The organism is Paenarthrobacter sp. NPDC089307, assembly GCF_040685055.1.
Classification (GTDB): Bacteria; Actinomycetota; Actinomycetes; order Actinomycetales; family Micrococcaceae; genus Arthrobacter.
In genome coordinates this window covers 197,979-222,830 of the sequence record NZ_JBFBHE010000006.1, presented here as the reverse complement: position 1 = coordinate 222,830, position 24,852 = coordinate 197,979, and the positions used below count along the sequence as shown (strand labels likewise).

Sequence of the window (24,852 nt, the reverse complement as noted above, 5' to 3'; positions counted from 1 at the left end):
CAGCCCGACTGCCAGGTGCACAGAATCGGATGAGGAGCATCGTGGACCAACCCACTACACCGCAGGGAGACCAACAGGTGTCTTTTCAGCTGGACCTGGAAGAGTCCGGGGTTTTGCGCCTGACGTGGCCTCGTGGAGCCAGGATCAAGGAAGCTGATGCCCAGCGCGCCATGGACCGGGTCAACGAGTTGTGCGGCCAGGAGCGCCATCCCATGATCGTGGACATGGCAACCACGGACGACGTCACCCGTGGTGCCCGCTCCGTCTTCGCCAAGCCTTGCCAGGCCAACAGAATCGCCCTGTGGGGTTCCTCGCCGGTGGACCGGGTCATCGCCAACTTCTTCCTGGGCATCATGAAACCTCCGTGCCCCACAAAATTCTTCACGTCCGAAACAGAAGCACTGGAGTGGCTGGGACAGGGGTAAGGCCCCCTATATTTGGAGGATGTTCTCTGCGCTGAGGAAGTACCTGCTGATCCCACGCCTCATCAGGCTCTCTTCTGCGGCGCCCAAGGATCCGCTCACCGCATGGGACCAGTATTGGGGCAATGTGCGCTCGACGGGCGCCACGGGTGACGTCCTGTGGGATTCAGGCAGCGACCACGAACTGAAGGGCTACCTTCCCAAACTGGCCCACCTTGATCCGACGCTCCCGGTGGTGGACGTGGGATGCGGCAACGGCAGCTTTACCCGGCTCCTGGCGGAGCATTTCCCGTTGGCCTTGGGCCTGGACTACTCCGCGAACGCCGTGGAACGCGCCCGCCAGGAGTCAGCAGGCATCACGACGGCGTCATTCGCCGTCTGCGACATGACGGCGCCGTCCGCTGCGCAGACTGTCGCAACGGCGCTGCAAAAGGCAGGGTGGACCGGCGATGCCAACGTCTTCATCCGCGGCGTGCTGCACGTGCTGGACCGCAAGGGCCGTGGCAGCATGGCAGCGAACCTGCTGCCCGTCGTCGGACGTCGCGGGGGCGTTTTCCTGGCCGAGACCAATTTTCCAGGGACCCCGGTGGACTACGTCAGTCATCTCGGCGCTACCCGGAAGTCAATCCCGGCACCGCTGGAGTGGGCCATCCGGGGCTTGCCCATGCCCGGCCGCTTCGGCGCGGCCCAGCGCGCCAAGGCATTTCCGACGGCGGACTGGAACCTTGTGGAGGACGGCTCAACCAACATCGAGACCCGTCCGCTGAGCAACCCTTCGGCTCCCGACGTGATCCCCGGCTACTTCGCCGTCCTCCGAGCCCGCTGAGCTATTTGAGGCCGGCGCCGGGGAGGAGTTCGGTGGCACCGAGGGAGTCGGCCACAAACGCGTAGTCCCAGGCGCGCTCCCGCCACTGGACGTAGCGGCCGGAGGCGCCGCCGTGGCCGCCGTCCATTTCGATCTTCATGACGATCGGCTCCGATCCCGTGGACCCGGAGCGCAGTGCCTGCACCCATTTGGCGGGTTCAACATAGAGAACGCGGGTGTCATTGAAGGACGTCACAGCGGCGATCTTTGGGTAGGCCGTTGGCACCACATTCTCGTACGGAGTGTAGGACTTCATGTAGGCATACGCCTCGGGATCGGTAATCGGGTTTCCCCATTCCTCCCATTCCAGTGCGGACAGCGGCAGTTCCGGGTCCAGGATGGTGGTCAATGCGTCCACGAAGGGTACTTGGGCCACCACGGCAGCGTACTTTTCCGGTGCCATGTTGGCGATGGCGCCCATCAGCAGCCCACCGGCAGAGCCACCCATCGCCGCGATGCGGGCCGGGTCTACCAGTCCGGAGGCCGCAAGCCAGTCCGTAGCTGCGATGAAGTCCGTGAAGGTGTTCTTTTTGTTGAGTTTCTTCCCATCCTCGTACCAGTGGCGTCCCAGCTCACCGCCGCCCCGGATGTGCGCGATGACCATGACGATCCCACGGTCCAGGAGGGACAGCCGGGCCACGCCGAAGCCGGGGTCCATGCTGACCTCGTAGGAGCCATAGCCGTAGACCAGGCCGGCAGCGGTGCCATCCGCCTGTACCGAGGCGTGACGCAGCACTGACAGCGGGACGCGCGTGCCGTCGTCGGCGGTTGCCCATTCACGGGTGGCCACATAGTCGGAAGACGAGTAGCCGCCCAGGACGGGGCTCTCCTTGCGGAGCAACAGCTCGCCGGCGGGCAACTGGTCCGTGGGCAGCACGAAGTCGTAGACCCGGGACGGGGTGAAGTAGGAGGTGTAGCCCATCCGGATCACCGGGGCCTCATAGTCCGATCCGGAGACGCCGGCCGTGTAGAGCTCTTCCTCGAAGGCGGGCTCTACGGGGGCGCCTTGAGCGGGAGTGCCCAGTCCGGCCAGTGGCAGCACTTGCACCCGCTCAATGGTGTCCTTGCGGATGGAAAGGACCAGGTGCGTCGAGGTCACGCCTGCGCCGTTGACCCTGACGTCGTCGGAATGTTCGACGACGGTACGCCAGTCCTGCTCGGACAGCGGCTTGTTCAGTTCTTCCGGATCAACAAGACTCACCATTGAGTTGATGGCGTCCTTGTTGTGGGTCAGGAGTAGGGTCTCCCGGCCGTCGAGGAGGAAAGGCTCCGCCTCATAGAGGATGTGTTCGTCGCGGGAGATGACCGTGCGGAGGCCGGCGTCGTAGTCGTCGAAGCGGAGGAGCCGTGTTTCGCTGAATTCGGAGCAGCCGATGCCCAACACAAGGTGACGGCGGTCCGAGGCGAGGTCGAAACCCAGCCACATGGCGACGTCGTCCTCCTGGTAGAGAACCTCATCCTCGGTGACGGGCGTGCCCAGGACGTGGGACTTCACTTGGTACGGGCGCCAGGAATCGTCCACCACGGTGTAGAAAAGGCGGGTGCCGTCGGGGGAGAAGGCCACTCCGTAGAAAATGTTCTCGATGACGTCCGGCAGGAGTTCGCCTGTCCGGAGGTCCTTGATCCGGAGGGTGAATCGCTCATCGCCTGTGTTGTCCACAGCGTAGGCGTAGAGGTTGCCGTCCACTGTCACGGCAGCGCCGCCAACACTGAAGAACGGTTGGCCTTCGGCTTCGACGTTGCCGTCCAGGAGCACTTCTTCGCCGGGAAGTTCCACTCCTGCCTCCACGGCAGGAGGTGTCCAGTCCGCCACGGGATCGCCCGTGTTTTGGGCCAGGACACGGCACTGGATGCTGTATTCCTTGCCCTCCACCGAACGGCTGTAATACCACCAGCCGTCCTTGCGGCTTGGTACTGACAGGTCCGTTTCCTGGGTGCGGCCCTTGATCTCCTGGAACATCGCTTCGCGCAACGGTTCCTGATGCGCGGTCACGGCTTCCTGGTAGGCATTTTCGGCCTTCAGGTGCTCCACAACCTCCGGGGATTCCTTGTCCCTGAGCCACTCGTAATGGTCGACGAAGACATCTCCGTGATGTTCACGGCGGAAAGGAACCCGCTTGGCAACGGGCGGCTCCAAGGCAGGTTCCCGGACGGCAGGGGACGCAGAAGAAGTGTGGCTCATGGGGCCACTCTATAGACGGTCTCCGACACTGAACCAGCAATTTCGCTCAGAGCCCGGCAAGGGGCAGCGGATCGGGCAGCGGACCGACGGTCCGAGGTCAGACAGCCCGAGGTCAGTCCGCCCTGCCCGTACTGGCAAGAGCCACCCGGTTCCTGCCCGCGGCCTTGGCGGCGTACAGTGCGAGATCGGCCTCCCGCATGAGCTGTCCGGTTCCGGCACGGTGCCCGTCGGTGGAAGCTGCAATCCCGGCGCTGATGGTCAGGACACCGTCGGGGTCGCCTGAGTGCTCAATCCGCAAGCCGTGCACTGCCGCCCTGACCCGTTCCATGACGGTTTCAGCGGTGGCTGCCGAATGCTCCCGGAGCAGCAGCAGGAATTCCTCGCCGCCGAACCGGTACACGGCATCCGAGGCCCGGATTTCACTGGCCAGGGTGGCTGCGATAGCTACCAGTGCCGCGTCGCCCGCTTGATGGCCGTAGATGTCGTTGTAGCTCTTGAAGTTGTCCACATCCACCATGGCCAGGCAGTAGCCGGGGCTTCCATCCTGGAGCTTCCCCAGGTCTTCTGACAACTTCAGCCGGTTGTGCACCTTGGTCAGGGGATCCGTGCGTGCCTGCTCGGTCAGGGCCGAACGGTAACGGGCCAGGTCCGCATGCAGCGAGGTGATGCGCTGGGCGGCGAGGAGCCGGATGTGCAGGCTGAACGGGTCCAACGGTTTAGTGACGTAGTCGTCGGCTCCCGCTTCCATCCCGGCAAGGACGTCCTGCCGCGACCCGTGGGAGGTCACCAGGATCACGTACGTATACCGGTCCTCCTCCACGGCCCGGATGGCACGGCAAAGATCCAGCCCGTTGAGTCCGGGCATCATCAGGTCCGTCACCACGGCTTCGGGGCTGTGCTCCTTGAACAACTGCCACGCCGAGTCGCCGTCCACGGCCACGATGCACTCATGCCCGGATTGCTCCACCGCGGCTTTGGTGATCATGCGGGAGATTTGGTCATCGTCCGCGATAAGGATCTTCATAGGGCCCCCAATAAGATGCGCTCAAGGGCGTGGTCCACCCTTGACAGTTCTGCGGTCAGCCGGCCCAGCAGCTGCGTTCCTTTCGAGGCCAGGCCAGGGCCGGCCTCCCGCCCCAACGCTTCCAACTCTTTGCACAGGGCAGCGGCGTCGACAGCTCCGATGTTGGCTGCCGCGCCGGCCAGCTTGTGCGCCGCTGCTGCCACCGCCGGAGCCTGGCCGGCCCCGATCGCAGAGCGCAGTGCCTCAACGGTGCCTGTGGCGTCGTGCCGGAAAGCTTCGATGGCGGCCGGGAGCAAGCCCACGCCGTCATCGGGTCCAAGTTCGCGCAGGATCTGCAGCCGGGCGTCGTCGAGGACCGCAGCGTCCGACGCCGGTGCTTCCGCCGGCAGCGCGGCCCCGGCTGCCGGCAGCGCGGCCCCGGCTGCGGGAGGCGCAGCAGGCAGCGCCGACCCGGCGGCGCCTCCCGCCGTCGTCGTGTCTTCCACCGTCGGGACCCAGCGCGCCAAGACTGTGCCCAGCGTTGCGAGGTCCACTGGCTTGCTGATGTAGTCGTCCATGCCGGCCGCGAAGCAGCGCTCGCGGTCCTCGTTCAGGGCCCCGGCTGTCATGGCGATGATGGGTATCCGGGCGGAGTGTCCGTTGCGGGCACGGATGGCGCGGGTGGCGTCGAAACCGTCCATGACAGGCATGTGGCAGTCCATGAGCACGGCCGCATAGTTTCCGGACAGGGCAGCCGTGACGGCCTGGGCGCCGTCCTCGACAATGTCCACGCCATAGCCGAGCCGGTTGGCCATGCCGCGGGCAACAAGTTGGTTGACTTCGTTGTCCTCTGCCACCAGCAACCTGCCCAGTCGCGCGGCCGGTTCCGGGGACGGGAGGGCAGGCGAAGGTGCCGGCGGGGCGCCCGTGGTCCTGGTGGCCATGAGGCGAAGAAGCCGGTTGTAGAACTCGGAACTGCGGACAGGCTTTGTGAGGTACTCGCGGATCCCGGCTTCGGCCAGATCCACTTTTTCCACCAGCATGGTGGAAGTCAGCAGGATGATCCCAGGCGTTCCGGGAATACGGCTTTCACTGTTGATTTGGCGTGCGAGTTCCAAGCCGTCGGTGTCGGGCATGCACATGTCCACCACGGCGATGTCATAGGGGTGACCTTGCTGGATCGCGTTGCGGTATTCCGCCATGGCTGAAGATGCATCAGCAACGGCCACGGGCGTCATGCCCCAGCTGTCCAGTTGGGATTCGAGCACCAGGCGGTTCGTGGCGTTGTCATCCACCACCAGCACCCTGCGGCCGGCGAGGGTGGCGGGCAAGGTGAGCGTGTCCGAAGCCGGGCCGATGGGCAGCTCCAGTTCAAACCAGAACCTGCTCCCCTTACCCGGCTCGCTGTCCAGGCCGATGTGGCCACCCATGGCTTCGGTGAGCCTCCGGGATATGGCCAAGCCCAGCCCTGTGCCGCCGTAGCGGCGCGTGGTGGAGGCATCTGCCTGGGCGAAGGAATCAAAGAGGCGGTGATGGTCTTCGGGGCTGATGCCGATTCCTGTGTCCCGTACTTCAAAGCGAAGCGAGGCGTTGTCGGCGTCGAAGGCCAGCACGGAGACTTTGATTTCCACTTCTCCCGACGGCGTGAACTTCACGGCGTTGGAGGAGAGATTCACCAGGATCTGCCGGATGCGGCCGGCGTCTCCCATAAGGCGTCCGGGGACATCGGGGTGGCAGTAGGAAATGAGTTCCAGGTTCTTGCCCTGCGCGGCTTCTGCAACCAGTCCGGCTACTTCTTCCACGAGTGCCCGGGGATCGAAGGCGTTGACCTCCAGGTCCACTTTCCCGGCCTCCAGTTTGGAGAAGTCCAGGATGTCGTTGATCAGGGTGAGGAGGACTTCGCCGGCTCCCTTCACACCTTGGGCGTATTGCCGTTGCCCCTCGCTGAGGGGCGTGTCCATCATCAGCGAGGTCAGGCCGATCACGGCGTTGAGGGGAGTCCGGATTTCGTGGCTCATGGTGGCCAGGAATTCCGATTTGAGCCTGCTTGCTTCCAGCGCGGCTTCCCTGGCGGCAAGAAGCTCCGATTCGGCGGCCTTGCGTTCAGTGATGTCACGCGAAATGAAGGCCACACCGCGAATCCCGGTCCCGCTCCGGACGGGGGACAGGGTGACGGATACGGGGATGGTGGCGCCGTCGCCGCGTTGGCGCTGGGTTTCGTAGTTCTGCACTTCCCCGGTCCGGGCTGTGGTTTCCAGTGCCTGGCGTTCTGTCTCCCGCACGCCCGCCGGGATGAAGAAGTCGCCTTTCCTGCCGATCACCTCGGCCGCCGGGTACCCGAAGATCTTCTCCGCTCCGGGGTTCCAACTGGTGATGACGCCGTCCAGGGTTTCGCCAACAATGGCGTCGCCGGAGGAATTGACGATCGCTCCCAGCCCTTCCAGTTCGGCGGTGCGCTCGGCCACCTTCGATTCGAGGTCGCGGGTCAGGGTCACGTTTTCGACGACGATCAGCACCTGGCGCACGACGACGAACCCCAGGACCACGAGCCCGGTCACCAGCAGGACGCGGTCGGCTCCGATGGGCCCGGTGCGGGAGAAGAACACGGCACTGAAGACAGGGAGGTACGGGAGCAGTTCAAGCGCTGCTGCGTAGCCGCGGCCATCCTTGCGGGCACTGCCTGTTTCCGGAATCAACGGGCTCAGCGCCACCAGCAGGAATGCGAGCACCCAGCCCACGGCCAAAGGAGATCCCGTGACGCCGCTGATGCCTTCCAGGATGAGGCGCACATAGATAAGGTCCGTAATGGCGAGGACCCAGAATCCGATCGCCAGGCTGAGCCACGGCAGCCTGCGGCCGCGGGCGGCGCGCATGGTCAGGACAATGATCACGGAGACCATGAAGACGTCCGCGATCGGGTAGGCCATCTGCGTCATGCGGGCAAACAAATCGCCGTTGCTGGCACTGGCAAGCGGACCCAGCAACGAGCTCCACGCAATGAAGAACATGGAACTTGCTACGACGCCAGCGTCAAGGATGGCGCGGCGCAGCGGCAGGCGAAGCCGCTGCCCGCGCAAAAGCAGCACCAAGCCGATGGAGGCCGGCAGCGCGTACCAAACAAAACCGACGTCGGCGAACGACGGAAATGGGTAGTTGTGATCCAGTGTGATGCCGTTGAAGGTCCAGATGGCCTGTCCGGCAGACCAAAGCGCCAGGCCCGCTACGACGAACCATCGGCCGGCGGAGTTGTCCCGATGTTTGAGGGCCGCACGGGTGTGGGTGGCCAGTGCCGTCAGGACGGCTGTGAGGATGGCCAGGTCACCTGCAAGCTGGGCAGTGGGCGTACCGTTTCCGCTGACAAGTCCAACGGCCAGCAGCACTGCGCAAAAGCCGACAGCAATCAGGAAAAGCGGTAAACCGCGTCCTGACCACGAGCGCTGGGACAGAACCTCGTGCTTCACTCCCGCCACTGAACCCCTGCCTTCGAAAGTGGCCCCACCCAAAAGCGAACAACGCCGTCTTAGCTGCGCTGAGGAGAGCATACGCTGAAAACACCCATTCAGGGCACAATAAATGTCCTGTGAAGCGCGCATGACTATACGTACTCCCGCCAACTGGTATCTGAGTACTGCCAAGTAGTCCATTTCCGGAATCTGCGTAATACCTGACAGCTCCATGACCAGGCTGCGGGGAAAGTCGAGTAGCTCCTACTCGTGCAGCGGGCAATACCCAATTCCTATATTTGAAGTCGCAGGGGTTTTATTGCAATTCCGTTCCTCCGGCTCAGCGGTGGATCGCACCCCGCCCTTGTGCGGCGGTGCTCCTCCCAATACATAGCTGCGCTTTATGCACCAGGGCCACAACGGCTCCCACGCGCGGTCCAAGCCATGGAGTCCGGGGTTCCCATGAACATGAACGATGTAGATTTCCAAACGTCCCTCAACAAGAACAATGGCGTTGTCCGGCAATCGTCTTTCAGTAAATCGAAGCTCATGATTGCCGGTGCCGTGCTCGCATTGCTGGCACTGATTCCCGTACTTTTCGGGGTGGTCAATTGGGCGACCCACCCGGCCGGCAGTGAGCAGCAATCAGTATCGAATGAACAAGCGGCTGCGCCGGAGGCCGTGCCCTCAGTACCGGCAGCTGATGCTCCTTCAGCCGCGCCGGCGCAGGACACGGCAGCCCAAGCGGCTCCGGCTGCCGCTCCCGCTGCGGACGTGCCGGCGGCAGCAGACCCCGCACCAGCAGCTCCAGCCGTCGTCGCTGAGCCGGAGCCTGCCGCTCCCGCAGCTCCGGCTGCTCCTGCAGGGGATCCCAATCTCTACACCGTGGTATCCGGTGACACCGTTGGCACCATCGCCGCCAGGTTTGGTGTGGACGTCAACGCCATGTTGGCGGCAAACGGCTTGAGTGCTTATTCGGTGATCGTGCCAGGGCAGGTCCTCAAGCTTACGGGCCCGCCGGTTGCTCCGGTGGCTCCTCCAGTCGCGGCGCAGGCTCCGGTTGCCCAAGCCCAGGCCGCAGCTGCACCAGCCGTTGTCGCGGCACCGGCACCCGCGCCTGCTCCCGCTCCTGCCCCCGCTGTCCGCACCATTTACGTAGCCGGTGCCGGCGGCCAGGCTTTGGTGGATGCCTGCATCGGGCCGATCAATTACACGCCAACCAACGCTTACGCCGTGTTCATCACCGAGCATGACTTCTGCGGAGGCTGGGCCCGTTTCTCCGGGATCGGTGTAGGAGAGACGGTTTCCATTCCGGGGTATGGAACGTTCACCGCGACGGGCAGGGGCCAGGTGCCCAACCCCGGAACCACCAACGATGTGGCAGCAGTGTTCGGCGGCTTCCCCGCAGTGGTCCTGCAGACCTGCATCCCGGGCACCAACCAGATGCTGGTGATCGCCCTTAACTAGTGACTGATAACTAGGCCGGCGCCGTAAGGCGCGCAAACCGGAGGATACCAAGGATGGCCGGGGCCAACTCATCCTCCATCTGGTGGTAGACCTCTTCCGCTCGTCGGTAGGGGTCTACCACGTCGTTGTCTGCAGGATCGGACGGCAGTGCCAGGTGCCGGACCGAGGCTGCCCGGGCGGGGAGGGCGCGCCAGAACTCAACGATGTCCCCGGTGGCGGGACCGTCGTCGCGCGTTTCCAGAACAGCAAGCATGCGGGCGAATTCCCGGACGGTGAACGTGCGCTTCAGCAAGGAGGCATCCTGTTGGAGTACTTCGCCGCGGTGCTTGGAGGTCATGGCCAGTACCAGGTCGGTTTCGCGGAGGATCTTCTGGTTCAGCTGCCGGGCGGCAAAGTTGTCCGGGGTCCCGTGGAAGGTGCTGATGATCTTGGCGGAAAGTGGCTGGATGGGTTCGCCAACCATAGCCCGGGTGCCGGCGCTGCGAACCTCGAATGATCCGGGGCTTACCTGGTTGAGCCCGGCCTGGAGCAGCCGTTCGGCCACGGGGGAGCGGCAGATGTTTCCGGTGCAGACGGTGAGGATTCGGAAGGGCTGGGGCGATTGCACGTGGGGCTCTTTTCTTGCGTTGGCGTGGGGCGGTTGAGGCCCCACCCCAAGTTAACACGAGGATTCTCAGCAGCCTTGTCAACAACGCCAGGCCGACTGCGGCGTCACAAACCACCCGCGCCACCCTCTACCGAACGCTTGACTGCAATCACCCGCTCCGCATATTCTGAACGAACGGTCGGTAATTTATTAGGAGCAACCATGGCATCGCAGAATCTGCAGTCAGTGCCCGCTGAGCTGTCCCCGGAAGAGCAGGAGCGGGAGGCGGCCGGTCAGGCGTATTTTGATCGCATCATTTCGGAGGACTCGCGCATCGAACCGCGCGACTGGATGCCGGCGGCTTACCGCAAGACCCTGCTGCGCCAGATCTCGCAGCACGCACACTCGGAAATCATCGGCATGCAGCCGGAAGCCAACTGGATCACGCGCGCTCCGAGCCTGAAGCGCAAGTCCATCCTCATGGCAAAAGTCCAGGACGAGGCAGGCCACGGCTTGTACCTGTACTCCGCAGCAGAGACGCTGGGGCAGAGCAGGGACCAGATGATGGAAGACCTCATCGCCGGCAAGGCGCGGTACTCGTCCATCTTCAACTACCCCACACTTTCCTGGGCAGACATGGGGGCCATCGGTTGGCTTGTTGATGGTGCCGCCATCTGCAACCAGGTGCCGCTGTGCCGTGCCTCGTATGGCCCTTACGGCCGCGCAATGGTGCGCATCTGCAAGGAAGAATCGTTCCACCAGCGCCAGGGTTTCGAGATCCTGCTGGAGCTCTCCAACGGCACGCCTGCCCAGAAGCAGATGGCCCAGGACGCAGTGAACCGTTGGTACGCGCCGTCGCTGATGATGTTCGGTCCGCCGGATGACGATTCACCCAACTCAAAGCAGTCCATGGCCTGGAACATCAAGCGGTTCAGCAACGACGAGCTCCGCAGCCGGTTCGTGGGCATGATGGTGGAACAGGTGAAGGTCCTCGGCCTGACCCTCCCCGACAACGACATCCGTTTCAACGAAGAAACCAAGAAGTGGGAACACGGACCCCTGGACTGGAACGAGTTCAAGGAAGTCCTGGCCGGCCGCGGTCCCTGCAACTCGCAGCGCATCGAGCGCCGCCGCGAGGCACACGAAAACGGTGCCTGGGTTCGGGAAGCCGCTGTGGCGTACGCCCGCAAGCAAGCAGAGAAAGTGAACGCAGCATAATGGCTCCCCACGGTAACCCGGAAGAACCGGCAAGCGCCGCCAGCGAGATCAAGCGCGAAGCCCCCAAGGTCGCGGCAACCGCAGCAAGCACGACGGCGGCACCCGCCTCGGCTGCGTCCGTCACCCCGGCTGGCGCCAAGGAAGAACACCCATGGTCCCTCTGGGAGGTCTTCGTGCGCTCCAGCCGCGGCCTGTCCCACGTCCATGCAGGTTCCTTGCACGCACCGGACGCGGCCATGGCCCTCCGGAATGCCCGTGACCTCTACACCCGCCGCAACGAGGGCGTGTCCATCTGGGTTGTGCCGGCCGAGGCGATCTCCTCCAGCGATCCCGACTCCAAGGGCTCCTTCTTCGAGTCCCCGCAGGGCAAGGATTACCGCCACGCCACGTACTACACCAAGAGCGAAGGCGTGAAGCACCTGTGACTACCAAAGACACCGACTTCGCCATCGAGGGCCACGGCGATATTTCCGTAGGCGTGCACGGAGCAGGCGCGTCCGGCGACGGTTCGGCCAGTGCCACCCGCATCACGCCGGGCAACGCCCTGCGTCCTGAAGACATTGCGCTGGAAATCAGCCGGGGACAGGTCAAGCCCAGCGAGGACGTGGCAGAGTTCGCGCTGCGCCTTGGCGACGACGGCCTGATCCTCGCCCAGCGCCTGGGCCACTGGATTTCCCGTGCCCCCGAGCTTGAGGAAGACATCGCCCTGGGCAACATTGCCTTGGACCAACTGGGCCACGCACGCTCTTTCCTGACCTACGCCGGTGCGGCGTGGGGGAAGTCCGAGGACGATCTCGCCTACTTCCGCCGCGAGCACGAGTTCCGTTCGGCGCACCTGTTTGAGCAGCCCAACGGGGACTTCGCGGTGACCATCGCCCGGCAGTTCATTGTGAGCTTCTACCAGTTCGAGCTCTACACAGCGCTGACCGCGTCCACGGATGCCACCATCGCAGCCATCTCCGCGAAGGCCGTGAAGGAAGTCGACTACCACCGCGATCACAGCGCCCAGTGGGTGCTGCGCCTCGCTGGCGGCACGGATGAGTCCCGTGCCCGCATCATCCAGGGCTTCAAGCTGGTGTGGCCCTATGTGGACGAACTCTTCGAGGACGACGAACTCACCACGCGGCTGGCCGATGCCGGTGTTACCGTGCAGCCGTCCACCCTCCGCGAGTCCTTCGACCGTCTCACCGGAGAAATCATGGCCGAGGCCGAGCTCGCAATTCCCGGCGTTCCGCAGGCGCCCGGCGGCGGCCGGCGCGGCAAGCACTCCGAGCACATGGGCTACATCCTCGCCGAAATGCAGGTCCTGGCCCGCGAGCACCCCGGCGCGAGCTGGTGACCACCGTGGCAACGGAAATGCTGAGCAAAGCCGAACAGCAGGCGTGGGACATCGCTTCCACGGTCTGCGACCCCGAAATTCCGGTGCTCACCATCGAGGACCTGGGGATTCTGCGCGGCGTGCGCGTTGTCGCGTCGCCTGAAGCAGCCGCTTCGGAAGACGGGCACGACGGCGGCCCGGCGGCTACCGCCGTCGAGGTCACCATCACGCCCACGTACTCGGGCTGCCCGGCGATGGATGCCATTGGTGATGACCTGCGCACAGCTTTCAAGAACCAGGGCTACGCCAGCGTCGACATCAACCTGGTGCTGTCCCCGGCGTGGACCACTGACTGGATCACTGAATCCGGCAAGGCCAAGTTGGAGGAGTACGGGATTGCTCCGCCGAGCGGCAGGGCTGCCGCCGGTGGCCACTCGGGCCCTGTCCGCCTAAGCCTGGCCGTGAAATGCCCGCAGTGTTCCTCGCTCAACACCAAGGAACTCACCCGCTTTGGTTCCACATCCTGCAAGGCATTGTTTGTCTGCCAGGACTGCAAGGAACCGTTCGACTACTTCAAAGTCCTCTAAGGAAGCAGCCATGACCACCGAAACACAGACGGCCAGCCGCCGTCGTGCGTCTTTCCACAACCTGACCGTCGCGGAAGTCCGACGCCTCACGGACGATGCCATTGAGGTCACGTTCGGTGTCCCGGCGGAGCTGGCAGGCCAGTATGACTACCTGCCCGGGCAGTACGTGGCCTTGCGGACCACGTTGCCGGACGAGTCCGGTGAGCCGCATGAGGTCCGCCGCAGCTACTCGATCTGCGCAGAGCCGCGCACCTTCGAGGACGGCAGCAGCGAGATCCGCGTGGCCATCAAGAAGGACTTGGGCGGGTTGTTCTCTACCTGGGCCAATGCTGAACTGAAGGCCGGGGACGTCCTGGATGTCATGAGCCCGCAGGGTGCCTTCATTTCCCGGCACGGCAAGGACGGTTCGCCCGTCCAGCACAACGTCATGAATTCCATGAACCACCCCGAGGAACTGGCGGGGGAGCCGGGCAACTTTGTGGCCATCGCCGCGGGCTCGGGCATCACTCCGGTGATCGCGATTGCGCGCACGCTCCTCGCCGCCAATCCGGAGACCACCTTTGACCTGGTGTACGCCAACAAAGCCGCCATGGACGTCATGTTCCTGGAGGAGCTGGCGGACCTGAAGGACAAGTACCCCACCCGCCTTGCGCTGCACCATGTCCTGTCCCGCGAGCAGCGGATCGCCCCGCTGATGACTGGCCGCATCGACTCGGAGAAGCTGCAGGCACTGTTGTCTTCAGCCATTCACGCCGAGGATGTGGATGAGTGGTTCCTGTGTGGCCCGTTCGAGCTGGTCCAGTTGTGCCGCGACACGTTGGCCGCCCGCGGTGTGGAGCCGGAGCATGTGCGCTTCGAGCTGTTTACCACCGGCCGTCCGGACCGTCCCGAGGGCAATGCCGGCCGTCCCGTTGTGGAGGACGAGTCGCAGGACACCTACAAGATCACGTTCACACTCGATGGCCTGACCGGCGATGTCGCCAGTCCCACCCACGCCCGTGAATCCATCCTCAACGCCGCTCTGCGTGTCCGTCCGGACGTTCCGTTCGCCTGCGCCGGCGGCGTATGCGGCACCTGCCGCGCCAAGCTGGTCACAGGTACGGTGACCATGGATGAGAACTACGCCCTGGAACAAGAGGAACTCGACAAGGGCTACGTCCTCACCTGCCAGTCCCACCCCACCAGCGAAGAAGTTACCGTCGACTTCGACGTCTAAGGAGTCCCATGATCGAGCTCTCCATTGCCAACGGCATTGCCGAAATTGTCCTGAACGCCCCGGAAAAGCTGAACTCGCTCAACGAGGACGCGCTGGCAGAACTGGATAAGGCGTACGACGACGCTGCTGCCGCTGCCTCGCGTGGCGAGGTGCGGGCGCTGCTCCTTCGCGGAGAGGGACGCGCCTTCTGCGCCGGCCGCGACATCGCTGCAGTGACCCCTGAAACCGATGATGCCCAGGCCTATCTCGGTGGACTCGTGGAGCCGCTGCTGAAGAAGATGGCTGCGTTCCCGGCCCCGACGTTCGCTGCCGCGCATGGTGCTTGTCTCGGGGTTGGGCTTGGATTGCTGCTGGCAACGGACGTGGTTTACGTGGCGGAGAACGCCAAGTTCGGCTCACCCTTTGCGAAGCTCGGGGCCACCCTCGATTCCGGCGGGCACTGGTACTTTACCGAGCGTTTGGGCATGCACCGGACCTTGGACCTTATCTACACGGCCGATCTCATCTCCGGGGCCGAAGCCGTGGCGCAGGGGATGTTCAGCCGTGCGATGCCTGCGGATGTCTTGCTGGATGAAACGCGGGCGATTGTTTCGCGCGTTGCTGCCGGCGCCACCCAGGCCTTTGTTGCATCCAAGGATCTCGTGGCCCACATCCGCGATCAGCGCCTGGGCCTATGGGACTCCATGGTGGAGGAGAACGCCGAGCAGGCACGCCTCTGCAAGACCGACGACTACGCCGAAGGTTTCCGAGCATTCCAGGAGAAGCGAGCACCGGTTTTCAAGGGTTAGACGAACTCCTTCAGGAGCTTGTACCCGGCCACTTTTCCTTCCAGGGAGATCACAGCCATGTCCCGATCCGTGGTGGTCACATCCGTCAGGGCGCCGTAGGTAAAGGCCGGTGCGGGGGAGCCACTCTTGAGGCATGGGAAAGCGATGTATGACCCAGCGGCGGTGCCGTCGGCGCTGCCCTCTTTCTCCGACTTGTTCAGGGGCAACAAGTACGTTGTTGGCTCCAAGCAGACGAAAGCGTCCTCGAAGCTGGTACCGCGGACCTTGCCGGTGCGTGTGTCCAACAGGTTGGACTGGTAGTAAGTACCGGTGATGGCAAACTCACCGTGGTTGGCTGACATTATGAGGCCGTTGACGCCCCAGCTGTGCACTTCTACCGGTTTGCTCTCCCATGCGGCTTTCCCGGTGAGGGGATCGTAGCCAACCACCTTTGACTGTCCACCCCGGTACGTCCCGGAGGGAAATTCGATGAAGCCGTCCGTGTACTCACAGCGAACGGGGAATGCATCGCCGCCCTCCATCTTTGAGGCCTGAGTACCCATCGTTTGGGAACACTCAATTTGGGAGCCGTCCGAGGTCCAGAGGACGCGGGCGCTGGAAGCCCGGAAACCAACTGTTTTGGTTGTCTCGCGCAGATTCATCTTCATGTTTTGTTCGGTGAATTTTCCGGGCTCAACACCCGTGGGATTGACCGTTACCGAGCCCACATAGAGATCCAGTTTTTCTGAGTACGTGAAGCGCCGGCCAAGGTCCGTGTTGGCGCCCTTCCCAAAGATGTCTTCTATGTCTACTGCCCAGACAACTTTGCCGTACGAGACCCGGGCCAGGGTTTCAACGCCGCCGGCAAACACCGAGTACAACTCTTTGCCCACTGGCCGGAAGAACCCGGACAGCGGGTTGATTTCCGTGCCTGACTCTTCCTCGCCGCTTTCGATATCCACCCAGTGCTCAATTGAACCGGCGGTCTTATCAAAGGCTATGAAGCACATGTCCTCCACTCCGTCGCAGGCGAAAGGCCGTGTGGTCACCACTTCAGCCTTGCCGCGGTAGAGTTCCTTGCCTGTTGCCAGGTCAAAAGCCACCGGGGCAGTCCACCACTCAAAGCCGTCATTATCGGCAGGTGGAGTCGCCGCCTGGAGGAATATTGCGACGTTCCTGCCCGTGTATGTCTTGGTAACAACGGGTTCCAAGGGAATCCCGGGCAAGTACTCTCCCGGATGCACCGGCTGCTTCCACAACTCTTTGCCGTCGGCGACGGACAAGGCGTGGGCCTCAACGCCCGTACTGCCCTTTGTGTAAACCAAGGCCACGCCGTCGGCCACCACCGGCTGACCGAGGGGATCGAGCGCAACTTCCCAGTCCGCCGTCGCTGTTTCCTTGTTGCGGTCCTTTACCTCCGCGGAGGCGGGTGGTGAGGCCGGCGGGGATGCCGCAGGACGGGGCAGGGGAAGCAGGGTGCACGCGGAAAGCAGGACGGCTGTGCTGATTGCCAACGCGCCGAGTCCCCACGAGGTGAGGTGGGCGCGGAGCATCGCGGGTCGAGAATGAGTCAAAGTTCCCCCAGAAAAAAGGCCATCGAGACGTGGCTCACATAGAGCCTACAGCCCCTGCCGTCAAGTCACATCCCCTGGGTGTGTGGCCGGACCTGAGGGCTTCTTTCGTCAGGCCGGCCACACTGGCTGCTGCCGGGGAAGGGGGAAAGCAGCCAAGGCGCCGCTGGCTTCGTCGTCCAAAGGCCGGGCGGTGCGCTCCGTGATTGGTCAGCAAGGCTCCAGCCTTCCGACTGCGGCCGTCCTCCGTCCCCCACCGGACAGCCTCACATCAAAGTAGTGCGGGGACCCCCGTGAACGTGTCGCAATTTCTGGGTTCTATTTGGCGGCGGCGTATCAGGGGACGGGCCTGGTTTCGCCGACTTAGGCTTCGGGGATGACCATGGCGAAGCGTTCCTCCCGGGCTACGTCCGGGTCCGGCCCGTTGCGAACACCGGTATCCAGCGCATCCAGCGCGGCGAGTTCGTCGGCGCTGAGTTCGAAATCGAAGACGTTGAAGTTCTCAGTGATACGCGCTGGGTTGGTCGACTTCGGGATGGCAGAACGGCCTTGCTGCAAGTGCCAGCGAAGCATGACCTGGGCCGGGGTCTTGCCCACTTTCCGCGCAATTTCGGCAATGGTGGGGTCTTCCATGACGTTGCGGCGCTCTTCGCCCCAGCCGGGGTAGAAGGTGATGCCACCGATCGGTGACCACGCCTGGGTGAGGATGCCGTGCTCGGCGTCTGCTTCCTGGACGTTCTTTTGGGTGAAGTATGGGTGTAGTTCCACTTGGTTGAGCGCGGGGACGATGTCGGTTGCGGCGAGGAGTTGCTTCAAGTGGTGTGGCATGAAGTTGCTGACGCCGATGGCACGCACTTTTCCGTCGGCGAGCAGGCTTTCCAGTGCCTTGTACGCGGCGATCACCTTGTCGAAGCGGTCCGGAGCGGGCTGGTGCAGGATGAGCAGGTCCAGGTATTCCACGCCCAGTTTCGCTGTCGCTTTTTCCCATGCGTGCAGCGTCTGGTCGTAGCCGTAGTCGCTGACCCACACTTTGGTTTCGATGAACACCTCCGACCGGTCCAGGCCGCTGTTGCGTATGCCTTCACCGACCTCCCGCTCGTTGCCGTACGCGGCGGCGGTGTCGATGTGCCGGTAGCCCGTGGCCAGTGCGGCCTCCACAGACGCGGTTGTCTGTTCGGGTGGACTTTGGAAGACGCCCAGGCCGAGAGCGGGCATCGTTACGCCGTTGTTGAGAGTAAGTTCGTTATTCATGCTTCCCATGGAACCGCAATTGCCTGGACTCCGGGAGTTCTTCATATTCAGGGTAATGCCAGTGCCTCCCACCCCCTGTGGACGGCGCGTAGCGTAGAGCCATGACACTGAGCGACGACGTTCGGAAATTCCTGACCTCCCGCCGGGCAAGAATCACTCCGGAGCAGGCCGGCCTGCCCGCGTATGGCGCCAGGCGCCGCGTGACGGGACTGCGCCGGGAAGAGGTGGCGATGCTCGCCGGCATGAGCGTGGACTACTACATCAGGCTCGAGCGCGGGAACCTCTCCGGTGCCTCGGACAGCGTCCTGGAGGCGCTTGCCCGCGCCCTGAAACTCGACGACGCCGAGACGGCCCACCTTTTTGACCTGGCCCGCTCCACTGCGGCGTCGCCGCGGGTCCGCCGGAAGAGCAGTCCCCAAACTGTGCGGCCCAGTGTGCAGCGCGTTGTCGATGCCATCAGTTCGGCGCCTGCCTGGGTCCGCAATGATCGAGGCGACGTCCTTGCTTCCAATGAGCTTGGCCGGGCTCTTTACATGGACATGATGGCTGAGCTTCCCGGTCCGCCGAACAGTGCCCGGTTTACGTTCCTCAATCCAAAGGCCCGCGAATTCTTCATTGATTGGGAACGCAGCGCCGATGACATCGTGGCGGCCCTGCGCTCGGCGGCCGGGAAGAACCCTTACGACAAAGACCTCAGCGACCTCGTTGGCGAGCTTTCAACCCGCAGCGAGGAATTCGGTACGCGGTGGGCACGGCACGATGTGAAATACCACCGGACCGGACGCAAGCGCCTGCACCATCCGATCGTGGGCGACCTCGACCTGAGTTTCGAGGCCCTGGAACTGGCAGCGGATCCTGGCCTGCGGATCAACGTCTACACTGCGGAGGAAGCTACGCCCTCGGCGGATGCGCTGAAGGTGCTTGCCAGCTGGGTCGCCACGCAGCGTGAAACCGCAAAGGCGGTTATCAACGAGGACAAATAAGGCCTGCTGCCCACCAGCATTCGAATGTCAGATGGTGGAGGTCCGGCGTTCGATGAGTAGGGTGTCGCGCCACTGCCCCGCGAGCGGGCCATGTGGCATCCGCGCGATGCGTTGCCGGCGGCCGACAACAACGAAGCCGTGGGCTTCGTGGAGTTTGAGGCTGGGAACGTTCTCGGGGAAGACGCTGGACTGAATAGTCCAAATCCCGGTCCGCTCGGTTGAGTCAATAAGGGCTTTCAGCAGAATGGACCCAAAGCCCAGCCCGCGCGCCCGGGCGGTGACATAGACGGAGTGTTCCACCACGCCGGCGTAGACCGGCCGTGCAGAAACGGCGGATACGGCCGCCCACCCAAGGACGTCGCCCTTGGGTCCTGTTGCGACCAGCCGGTGCGTGGGCAGGCGGCTGGATGTGAAAGATTCCCAATCCGGGGCTTGCGCCTCAAAGGTCGCCTGACCCGTTTCTATGCCTTCGGCGTAGATTGCCTGGACGGCCGGCCAATCCCTTTCCTCCATGGACCGCACCGTGCCGACGGCCTCTGTTCTCACAGGCTTTCCAAACTGGCCGCGACGTCGGTGAGGGCGCCCGGGGCGAGGGAAAAGTAGGCCCAGGTTCCGCGTTTTTCGCGGTGCAGCAGACCGGCCTCAACCAGGACCTTGAGGTGGTGGGAAACAGTCGGTTGACTCAGGTCCAGCGGGCCAGGCAAATCGCACACGCAGGCTTCTCCTGTGGGGGAGGCCTTGACGATGGACAGCAGCCTCAGCCGGTTCGGGTCGGCGAGGGCCTTGAATACGAGAGCCCGCTGTTTGGCTTCCTCGGGTCCCAGAACCTGGGTGCTTGGTGCGCAGCAGCTTTCGCCAGAGGTGGCCGGTTCGAGAATTAACGGCGAGGTCATCTCCCCATTATGCCCGAATATCGACAAGCATCAATATCGGGGGAGGTCAGGCCTCCCGGTTAGGGTGCGGCACGATAACGTCATCGGCAGCTCGTCCAGCTTTGGGGAAAAGAGCGAGCAATAGGCCAAGCCCAACAGCGGCGCCGATGACCTGGGCGAGGATGAAGCCTGGAATGGACCCGGGGTCGATGCCAGCAAAGGTATGGCTGAAGATCCGGCCAATGGTCACGGCGGGATTCGCGAAAGAGGTGGACGATGTGAACCAATACGCCGAGCCGATGTAGGCCCCCACGGCCGGGGCGGCCAGCAGGCCACGGTTGGTGCGGGCGAGGGAGAAGATCAGCAGGATCAGCCCGGCCGTTGCCACGACTTCTGCGACCAGGTGCCCGGGGGTGGTGCGGCTTTTGGTAGACATGGACGTTCCGACATCGAACATTGCGTTTGCCAGAACACTGCCACCTACAGCGCCGATCACTTGGGCCGCCACATAGATGGCCAGTTCGGGCAGGGTCAATCCATTTCCATGACGCCGTCCCAGGATCCAGTCCGCCGCGGAAACCGCCGGGTTGAAATGCGCCCCGCTGACGGGGCCGAACACCAGGATCAGTACCGTCAGGCCCAGCACGGTGGCGGTGCTGTTTTCCAGCAGCTGCAGGCCAATGTCGTTCGGCGACAGCTGTTGCGCGGCGATCCCGGAGCCAACCACGACGGCGACAAGCAAGCAGGTGCCGAGCAGTTCGGCCAAGGCCCGGCGCCATAACGGCGGTTGGTCTGAGTTCATGCCAACAGCTTGACCTGAAAAATTCGCTCAGTCAAAATTGAATCAATGAATACTGAGAAGATTGACGGGTTCGATATCCGGCTGGCGAGACATGCTGCGCTGGCCGACGCTGTCCGGCTGCGGATCGTTGATCTGCTGACCCTGGGTGACTACTCTCCGAGCGAACTGCACGCCGAGCTTGGCATCCCCTCCAATCTGCTCTCGCATCACCTCCGCACCCTCGAAAGTGCCGGGCTCGTCCTGCGGCATCGCTCGGAGGCGGACAAGCGCCGCAGCTACATCAGTCTCAGGCCTGGGTCGCTGACGGAACTCACCCCGGGTGTCGAGCACGTGGTGCGTCGTGTTTTGTTCGTGTGCACCCATAACAGTGCCCGCTCCCAACTGGCCACAGCCCTCTGGGGCCAAGCCAGCGACATTCCGGCTGCATCCGCAGGCACGCACCCCGCCGCTCAAGTTGCGCCGGGCGCCGTCGACATTGCCGCCCGGCATGGGCTGGACCTGTCGGGCCTGACTCCCCGCCACCTCAACGACGTCGGAACGGACGACGCCTTCGTTGTCACCGTCTGTGACAACGCCCATGAAGAACTTTTGACACTTCCAGGCATTCACTGGTCCATTCCGGACCCGATCCGATCCAATACCCTTGCCGCTTTCGAGCGCACCTATGAGGACATCACCCGCCGCATCAATGACCTCGCCCCAAAGCTGCACGCCGCTTAACGGGTGCATATATTGACAATCGTCAATGTATAGCGAAATACTCTCTCTAATACATCGACGAGTATCAATATCTATCCGGTGGGTTGGCCGTGCAGAACCCTGTCCCGCATCAACCAGTACCAGGAGAACCATCATGACCAGCGAAACCACCAAGAAGCCGTCCGTCCTGTTTGTCTGCGTACACAATGCCGGCCGGTCGCAGATGGCCGCCGCATTCCTGACCACCTTGGCGCAAGGTGCCATCGAGGTCCGCTCCGCTGGTTCGCAGCCTGCGGAGAAGGTCAACCCCGCTGCCGTGGAGGCCATGGCTGAACTGGGAATCGACATGTCCGCAGAAATCCCCAAGGTCCTCACCACCGAGGCGGTCAAGGAATCCGATGTCGTGATCACCATGGGCTGCGGCGATGAATGCCCGTATTTCCCAGGCAAGCGCTACGAGGACTGGGTCCTGGAAGACCCTGCAGGCCAGGGCGTTGAAGCCGTCCGCCCCATCCGGGACGAGATCAAGACGCGCATCGAAGGCCTGATCGCATCTCTGACCCCCGCAGCCACATAGCCGCCTGCCCCCGAGGGCACTAACGGTTACACCAACGGACAAGAACAGAGGACAGCATGGAAACAGTCGCCAACCTCCCCGTCGCCGTGATCGGCGCGGGTCCCATCGGACTCGCCACAGCAGCACACCTGCTCGAACGCGGACTCGAACCGGTCATCTTCGAAGCCGGCCCCGCCGCCGGTGCCGCGATTGAACAATGGCGCCACATCCGTCTGTTCTCCCCGTGGCGGTTCAATCTCGACGACGCCGCCGTGCGCCTGCTCGAACCCACCGGGTGGGAGTCCCCCCGCCCCACGGCGCTGCCCTACGGCGGCGAACTCATCGACAACTACCTCGCCCCATTGGCTGCCACGCCGAAGATCGCCCCCCGCCTCCAGACCGGCGCCCGCGTCATCGCCGTCACCCGCCAAGGCATGGACAAAACCCATGTCCGGGACCGGGACACCACCCCCTTCGTTGTCCGGGTCAAGCACGACGGTGGAGAAGTCCGCGACCACACCGTCGTCGCCGTCGTCGATGCCTCCGGTACTTGGTCCACGCGCAACCCGCTCGGCGCGTCCGGCCTGCCTGCCATCGGTGAGGCCGCCGCGGCGGAGAAGATCTCGTCACCGCTGCCCGACGTCGTTGGAAGGGACCGTGGCGCCTTCGCCGGCCGCCGCGTCCTCGTCGTGGGGGCGGGGCACTCGGCCGCGAACACCCTGATCAACCTCGCCCACCTCGCAAAGGAAGAACCAGCAACCACCATCTTGTGGGCCGTCCGTGGGGCGTCCGCGGAGAAGGTTTATGGTGGCGGCGACGCCGACGGGCTGCCAGCCCGCGGCCAGCTCGGATCCCGGCTCCGCCGCTTGGTCGAAGCCGGAACCATCGAGCTGCACACCGGCTTTGGCATCGCGGCCATGAAGTCCATGGACTCCAGCGTATCGGTCGAAGCTGTGGACGGGCGGACCGTGTATGCCGACGTCATCGTGCCGTGCACCGGGTTCCGTCCGGACCTGGATGTCCTGCGGGAACTGCGCCTGAACCTCGATCCGGCTGTGGAAGCGCCTACTGAGCTGGGTCCACTGATCGATCCAGAGTTCCACTCCTGTGGCACCGTCCCGCCGCACGGCGCGAAACTGCTCGCCCACCCGGAAAAGGACTTCTACATTGTCGGGATGAAGTCCTACGGCCGCGCCCCGACCTTCCTGCTCGCTACCGGCTACGAACAGGTCCGCTCCGTTGCCGCCGCCCTCGCCGGTGACCAGCAGGCCGCGGACGCCGTCCACCTCGAACTGCCCGAAACCGGGGTCTGCTCCGCGGACGCCGGCACCAGCTGCGACGTCCCCGCTGCAGTCACAACGCAGGAGCCCGAGGCCCAGGGCGGTTGCTGTGCCGCGTCGGAGCCGGCTTTTGTCGGCTTCCCGACCGGGTTGGCCCACGGCCGCGGATAAGCGTCAGTCCGACGGCGGCAGCGTCACCGGAAGAGGGTGGCTGGGTCATACTCGATCAAGTGTGGCGTAAGGGCGGCTTGGAAGGTGTCCGGCGGTCCACGGGCGGGTTGGCGGTTCCAGCGGGATGTGTCCCCGGCCGTCGCGGATCACCAGGACCGCTGCACCTATAGCGGCGGCCAAGGAAGCCAGTCCCAGGAGGACCAACACAACAACCAATGCCAGAGACATCGCCATACCTCTGAGTCCAATTTTACCGCTGGGACCTGCTAATCACGCCGGCATTGGTCTTGGGTTTGGGCCGTGGGACCGCGTGTAAAAATACTTTTGATGTACGTGTAATTATTCGTCCCTCCCCGGAAACAAGATGTTTGAGTAGGCCGTTCTACTCAGTCGCTCCACGGGGGAAGGACCCAGACTTATGAAGTGCCGTCGATCCTGCTATGCCAGGCCAGCCACTATCGCTTCTCTTGCGCTGGTACTGACACTTACCGCCTGCATTCCTGCAAACCCGCAGGCTAGTACAACACCTGCTCGGGGAGTATCAGTGGGGCCGGTGGCTACTACCCAGGCTCCCGCCGCGGTTGTTGAACAGATACTGCCATCGCCTGAACCCAGCGGGATTGACGAAGCGGAAGATCCGATCCTGTGGGAGGCGCCCTCCCCGGTCATCGTCCCGGTGACCTCGGCTGCACCGTCCGAGCAAGAGACAACCATTCCGCCGGCCGCCCCGCCGCAAACCACCGCGCCTGTAGGCCCCGCTGCTGGCGAATGCACCCCGGCCAACATCGACATCAAACGCGACGACACGGTCCGGGCGATCAAACCCATCCCGAGCAATGAGGAGCAGTACTACACGGTTCTTGGCTGCGCAGAAGGCTGGCTCGCGTACTCCATCTCAGACGAAGGGATCAAAGCCATAGGCCTGGACGGCGGCAACGCCTGGTACAACATCGCCACACTCCAAAGCAACGGGCGGTACCTAACCGACTTCACACAGCTCTACTCCGACGTCTACAACTGGGAGTTCCAGACGTTCGCCGTTCAAAACGGTCAGTACGCCACAGCCCAGGAAGCCATGGACCACGAGTTCGCCACCAAGGGAATCCCTGTCCGGCTGAGGGAGCAACTTGTCGGGACCGGACCCGCAGCTCCAGCGCCTTCCGACCCCGGCGCATGCACCCCGGCCAACATCGATATCCAACGCCACGACCAGATCCGGGCGATCGCGCCCATCCCCGCCGAGCAGCAGCAGTACTACACGGTTCTTGGCTGCGCTGAAGGCTGGCTTGCCTACGCCATCTCAGATGAGGGGATCAGAGCCGCCCGCCTCGACGGCGGCAACGTTTATTACAGCCTGGCCCGACTCCAAAGCAACGGCCGGTACTTGAGTGACTTCGCGCAACCCTGGACCAGCGTCCATAGCTGGGAATTCCTCGCCTTTGACGTCCCGGACGGGAGATATGCCACGGTGCAGGAGGCCATGGACCACCAGTTCGCCACAAATGGCATCCCTGTCCGGTTGAGGGAACAGCTTGTTGGCCCCGGACCGGCAGCTCCAGCCCCAACCGCCGCTCCGTGACAACTTCCACTCCA

General features: G+C 63.7%; 24 protein-coding genes. 14 read left to right on the top strand and 10 right to left on the bottom strand.

All coding sequences use genetic code 11. The features are described 5' to 3' along the window. Positions 1 to 41 precede the first annotated feature (41 nt). Positions 42 to 425: an STAS/SEC14 domain-containing protein gene (locus AB0N72_RS16410; RefSeq protein WP_363932942.1), complete on the top strand. Its 384-nt coding sequence runs from the start codon at positions 42 to 44 to the stop codon at positions 423 to 425. Positions 426 to 444: 19 nt separating this feature from the next. Beyond that, positions 445 to 1,248, top strand: coding sequence for a class I SAM-dependent methyltransferase (locus AB0N72_RS16405; RefSeq protein WP_363932944.1), 804 nt, complete (start codon positions 445 to 447; stop codon positions 1,246 to 1,248). A gap of 1 nt (position 1,249) precedes the next feature. Here the strand turns inward: AB0N72_RS16405 and AB0N72_RS16400 are convergent, their stop codons facing one another. From AB0N72_RS16400 to AB0N72_RS16390, 3 genes are all read right to left on the bottom strand, one after another. Beyond that, positions 1,250 to 3,469, bottom strand: coding sequence for a S9 family peptidase (locus tag AB0N72_RS16400; protein ID WP_363932947.1), 2,220 nt, complete (start codon positions 3,467 to 3,469; stop codon positions 1,250 to 1,252). Positions 3,470 to 3,581: 112 nt separating this feature from the next. After that, positions 3,582 to 4,493 carry a diguanylate cyclase gene (locus AB0N72_RS16395; RefSeq protein WP_363932949.1) on the bottom strand — a complete coding sequence of 304 codons (912 nt, stop codon included), beginning with the start codon at positions 4,491 to 4,493 and terminating at the stop codon, positions 3,582 to 3,584. Further along, positions 4,490 to 7,942: a response regulator gene (locus AB0N72_RS16390; RefSeq protein ID WP_363932951.1), complete on the bottom strand. Its 3,453-nt coding sequence runs from the start codon at positions 7,940 to 7,942 to the stop codon at positions 4,490 to 4,492. Before AB0N72_RS16390 ends, AB0N72_RS16395 begins: the two co-directional genes overlap by 4 nt. Before the next feature lie 435 nt (positions 7,943 to 8,377). Here AB0N72_RS16390 and AB0N72_RS16385 point away from each other — a divergent pair, with 435 nt between their 5' ends. Beyond that, entirely contained in the window at positions 8,378 to 9,382 is a 1,005-nt protein-coding gene (locus AB0N72_RS16385; protein ID WP_363932953.1) for a LysM domain-containing protein, read from the top strand. A gap of 10 nt (positions 9,383 to 9,392) precedes the next feature. On the opposite strand, the gene AB0N72_RS16380 is transcribed toward AB0N72_RS16385, so the two are convergent. Beyond that, complete coding sequence (locus AB0N72_RS16380; RefSeq protein ID WP_363932954.1) at positions 9,393 to 9,989, bottom strand: low molecular weight phosphatase family protein; 597 nt, start codon at positions 9,987 to 9,989, stop codon at positions 9,393 to 9,395. Between the two features lie 201 nt (positions 9,990 to 10,190). On the opposite strand from AB0N72_RS16380, the gene paaA reads away from it, so the two are divergent. Genes paaA through AB0N72_RS16350 form a run of 6 tightly spaced genes read left to right on the top strand, consistent with a single transcriptional unit; the run spans position 10,191 to position 15,095 of the window. Continuing rightward, the gene (gene paaA, locus AB0N72_RS16375) at positions 10,191 to 11,186 is read left to right on the top strand and encodes a 1,2-phenylacetyl-CoA epoxidase subunit PaaA (RefSeq protein ID WP_363932957.1); all 996 of its coding nucleotides are present in this window, start codon (positions 10,191 to 10,193) and stop codon (positions 11,184 to 11,186) included. Then, positions 11,186 to 11,611, top strand: coding sequence for a 1,2-phenylacetyl-CoA epoxidase subunit PaaB (paaB, locus tag AB0N72_RS16370; protein WP_363932958.1), 426 nt, complete (start codon positions 11,186 to 11,188; stop codon positions 11,609 to 11,611). The genes paaA and paaB overlap by 1 nt, the downstream gene beginning before the upstream one ends. Beyond that, positions 11,608 to 12,525 carry a 1,2-phenylacetyl-CoA epoxidase subunit PaaC gene (gene paaC / locus AB0N72_RS16365; protein ID WP_363932960.1) on the top strand — a complete coding sequence of 306 codons (918 nt, stop codon included), beginning with the start codon at positions 11,608 to 11,610 and terminating at the stop codon, positions 12,523 to 12,525. The genes paaB and paaC overlap by 4 nt, the downstream gene beginning before the upstream one ends. Before the next feature lie 17 nt (positions 12,526 to 12,542). Then, positions 12,543 to 13,091 carry a 1,2-phenylacetyl-CoA epoxidase subunit PaaD gene (paaD, locus tag AB0N72_RS16360; RefSeq protein ID WP_363933306.1) on the top strand — a complete coding sequence of 183 codons (549 nt, stop codon included), beginning with the start codon at positions 12,543 to 12,545 and terminating at the stop codon, positions 13,089 to 13,091. Between the two features lie 10 nt (positions 13,092 to 13,101). Further along, entirely contained in the window at positions 13,102 to 14,307 is a 1,206-nt protein-coding gene (paaE, locus tag AB0N72_RS16355; protein ID WP_363932962.1) for a 1,2-phenylacetyl-CoA epoxidase subunit PaaE, read from the top strand. An 8-nt stretch (positions 14,308 to 14,315) separates the two neighbouring features. Next, positions 14,316 to 15,095 (top strand): enoyl-CoA hydratase-related protein, encoded by a 780-nt coding sequence (locus tag AB0N72_RS16350; protein ID WP_363932965.1) that lies wholly within the window; start codon positions 14,316 to 14,318, stop codon positions 15,093 to 15,095. Here AB0N72_RS16350 and AB0N72_RS16345 read toward each other — a convergent pair. Both AB0N72_RS16345 and AB0N72_RS16340 read right to left on the bottom strand, forming a co-directional pair. Next, on the bottom strand, positions 15,092 to 16,648 hold the full coding sequence (locus AB0N72_RS16345) for a PQQ-binding-like beta-propeller repeat protein (protein WP_363932967.1): 1,557 nt from the start codon (positions 16,646 to 16,648) through the stop codon (positions 15,092 to 15,094). The two genes, AB0N72_RS16350 and AB0N72_RS16345, sit on opposite strands and share 4 nt — an antisense overlap. Positions 16,649 to 17,008: 360 nt before the next feature. Beyond that, positions 17,009 to 17,905: an aldo/keto reductase gene (locus AB0N72_RS16340; protein WP_363932969.1), complete on the bottom strand. Its 897-nt coding sequence runs from the start codon at positions 17,903 to 17,905 to the stop codon at positions 17,009 to 17,011. A gap of 92 nt (positions 17,906 to 17,997) precedes the next feature. Here AB0N72_RS16340 and AB0N72_RS16335 point away from each other — a divergent pair, with 92 nt between their 5' ends. Next, a complete protein-coding gene (locus AB0N72_RS16335) occupies positions 17,998 to 18,879 on the top strand; it encodes a helix-turn-helix transcriptional regulator (RefSeq protein WP_363932971.1) in 882 nt (293 codons plus the stop codon). A gap of 27 nt (positions 18,880 to 18,906) precedes the next feature. Here AB0N72_RS16335 and AB0N72_RS16330 read toward each other — a convergent pair whose 3' ends face one another. From AB0N72_RS16330 to AB0N72_RS16320, 3 genes are read right to left on the bottom strand one after another with little or no spacing between them, the layout of a single operon-like run. After that, a complete protein-coding gene (locus AB0N72_RS16330) occupies positions 18,907 to 19,392 on the bottom strand; it encodes an N-acetyltransferase family protein (RefSeq protein WP_363933307.1) in 486 nt (161 codons plus the stop codon). A gap of 29 nt (positions 19,393 to 19,421) precedes the next feature. Continuing rightward, positions 19,422 to 19,772, bottom strand: coding sequence for a metalloregulator ArsR/SmtB family transcription factor (locus AB0N72_RS16325; RefSeq protein ID WP_363932973.1), 351 nt, complete (start codon positions 19,770 to 19,772; stop codon positions 19,422 to 19,424). 46 nt (positions 19,773 to 19,818) lie between these two features. Further along, complete coding sequence (locus AB0N72_RS16320) at positions 19,819 to 20,553, bottom strand: MIP/aquaporin family protein (protein WP_363932974.1); 735 nt, start codon at positions 20,551 to 20,553, stop codon at positions 19,819 to 19,821. Positions 20,554 to 20,598: 45 nt separating this feature from the next. Between AB0N72_RS16320 and AB0N72_RS16315 the strand changes: the two genes are divergently transcribed. The 3 genes from AB0N72_RS16315 to AB0N72_RS16305 all read left to right on the top strand — a co-directional run bounded on the left by AB0N72_RS16315 (position 20,599) and on the right by AB0N72_RS16305 (position 23,259). Continuing rightward, a complete protein-coding gene (locus tag AB0N72_RS16315) occupies positions 20,599 to 21,273 on the top strand; it encodes a helix-turn-helix domain-containing protein (RefSeq protein ID WP_363932976.1) in 675 nt (224 codons plus the stop codon). A gap of 133 nt (positions 21,274 to 21,406) precedes the next feature. Further along, positions 21,407 to 21,829: an arsenate reductase ArsC gene (locus AB0N72_RS16310; protein WP_363932979.1), complete on the top strand. Its 423-nt coding sequence runs from the start codon at positions 21,407 to 21,409 to the stop codon at positions 21,827 to 21,829. Between the two features lie 56 nt (positions 21,830 to 21,885). Further along, a complete protein-coding gene (locus AB0N72_RS16305) occupies positions 21,886 to 23,259 on the top strand; it encodes an FAD-dependent oxidoreductase (protein ID WP_363932982.1) in 1,374 nt (457 codons plus the stop codon). A 45-nt stretch (positions 23,260 to 23,304) separates the two neighbouring features. On the opposite strand, the gene AB0N72_RS16300 is transcribed toward AB0N72_RS16305, so the two are convergent. Beyond that, positions 23,305 to 23,487, bottom strand: a complete 183-nt coding sequence (locus AB0N72_RS16300) for a hypothetical protein (protein ID WP_363932984.1) — start codon at positions 23,485 to 23,487, stop codon at positions 23,305 to 23,307. Between the two features lie 325 nt (positions 23,488 to 23,812). On the opposite strand from AB0N72_RS16300, the gene AB0N72_RS16295 reads away from it, so the two are divergent. Beyond that, the gene (locus tag AB0N72_RS16295) at positions 23,813 to 24,838 is read left to right on the top strand and encodes a hypothetical protein (RefSeq protein ID WP_363932986.1); all 1,026 of its coding nucleotides are present in this window, start codon (positions 23,813 to 23,815) and stop codon (positions 24,836 to 24,838) included. Positions 24,839 to 24,852 lie beyond the last annotated feature (14 nt).

Excerpts from the sequence above, each read along its gene's own strand:
- AB0N72_RS16405 (WP_363932944.1), top strand. The coding sequence starts at position 445 with ATGTTCTCTGCGCTGAGGAAGTACCTGCTGATCCCACGCCTCATCAGG.
- AB0N72_RS16400 (WP_363932947.1), bottom strand. The coding sequence starts at position 3,469 with ATGAGCCACACTTCTTCTGCGTCCCCTGCCGTCCGGGAACCTGCCTTG.
- AB0N72_RS16395 (WP_363932949.1), bottom strand. The coding sequence starts at position 4,493 with ATGAAGATCCTTATCGCGGACGATGACCAAATCTCCCGCATGATCACC.
- AB0N72_RS16385 (WP_363932953.1), top strand. The coding sequence starts at position 8,378 with ATGAACATGAACGATGTAGATTTCCAAACGTCCCTCAACAAGAACAAT.
- paaA (WP_363932957.1), top strand. The coding sequence starts at position 10,191 with ATGGCATCGCAGAATCTGCAGTCAGTGCCCGCTGAGCTGTCCCCGGAA.
- paaB (WP_363932958.1), top strand. The coding sequence starts at position 11,186 with ATGGCTCCCCACGGTAACCCGGAAGAACCGGCAAGCGCCGCCAGCGAG.
- paaD (WP_363933306.1), top strand. The coding sequence starts at position 12,543 with ATGCTGAGCAAAGCCGAACAGCAGGCGTGGGACATCGCTTCCACGGTC.
- paaE (WP_363932962.1), top strand. The coding sequence starts at position 13,102 with ATGACCACCGAAACACAGACGGCCAGCCGCCGTCGTGCGTCTTTCCAC.
- AB0N72_RS16350 (WP_363932965.1), top strand. The coding sequence starts at position 14,316 with ATGATCGAGCTCTCCATTGCCAACGGCATTGCCGAAATTGTCCTGAAC.
- AB0N72_RS16340 (WP_363932969.1), bottom strand. The coding sequence starts at position 17,905 with ATGGGAAGCATGAATAACGAACTTACTCTCAACAACGGCGTAACGATG.
- AB0N72_RS16335 (WP_363932971.1), top strand. The coding sequence starts at position 17,998 with ATGACACTGAGCGACGACGTTCGGAAATTCCTGACCTCCCGCCGGGCA.
- AB0N72_RS16330 (WP_363933307.1), bottom strand. The coding sequence starts at position 19,392 with ATGGAGGAAAGGGATTGGCCGGCCGTCCAGGCAATCTACGCCGAAGGC.
- AB0N72_RS16325 (WP_363932973.1), bottom strand. The coding sequence starts at position 19,772 with ATGACCTCGCCGTTAATTCTCGAACCGGCCACCTCTGGCGAAAGCTGC.
- AB0N72_RS16320 (WP_363932974.1), bottom strand. The coding sequence starts at position 20,553 with ATGAACTCAGACCAACCGCCGTTATGGCGCCGGGCCTTGGCCGAACTG.
- AB0N72_RS16315 (WP_363932976.1), top strand. The coding sequence starts at position 20,599 with ATGAATACTGAGAAGATTGACGGGTTCGATATCCGGCTGGCGAGACAT.
- AB0N72_RS16310 (WP_363932979.1), top strand. The coding sequence starts at position 21,407 with ATGACCAGCGAAACCACCAAGAAGCCGTCCGTCCTGTTTGTCTGCGTA.
- AB0N72_RS16305 (WP_363932982.1), top strand. The coding sequence starts at position 21,886 with ATGGAAACAGTCGCCAACCTCCCCGTCGCCGTGATCGGCGCGGGTCCC.
- AB0N72_RS16300 (WP_363932984.1), bottom strand. The coding sequence starts at position 23,487 with ATGTCTCTGGCATTGGTTGTTGTGTTGGTCCTCCTGGGACTGGCTTCC.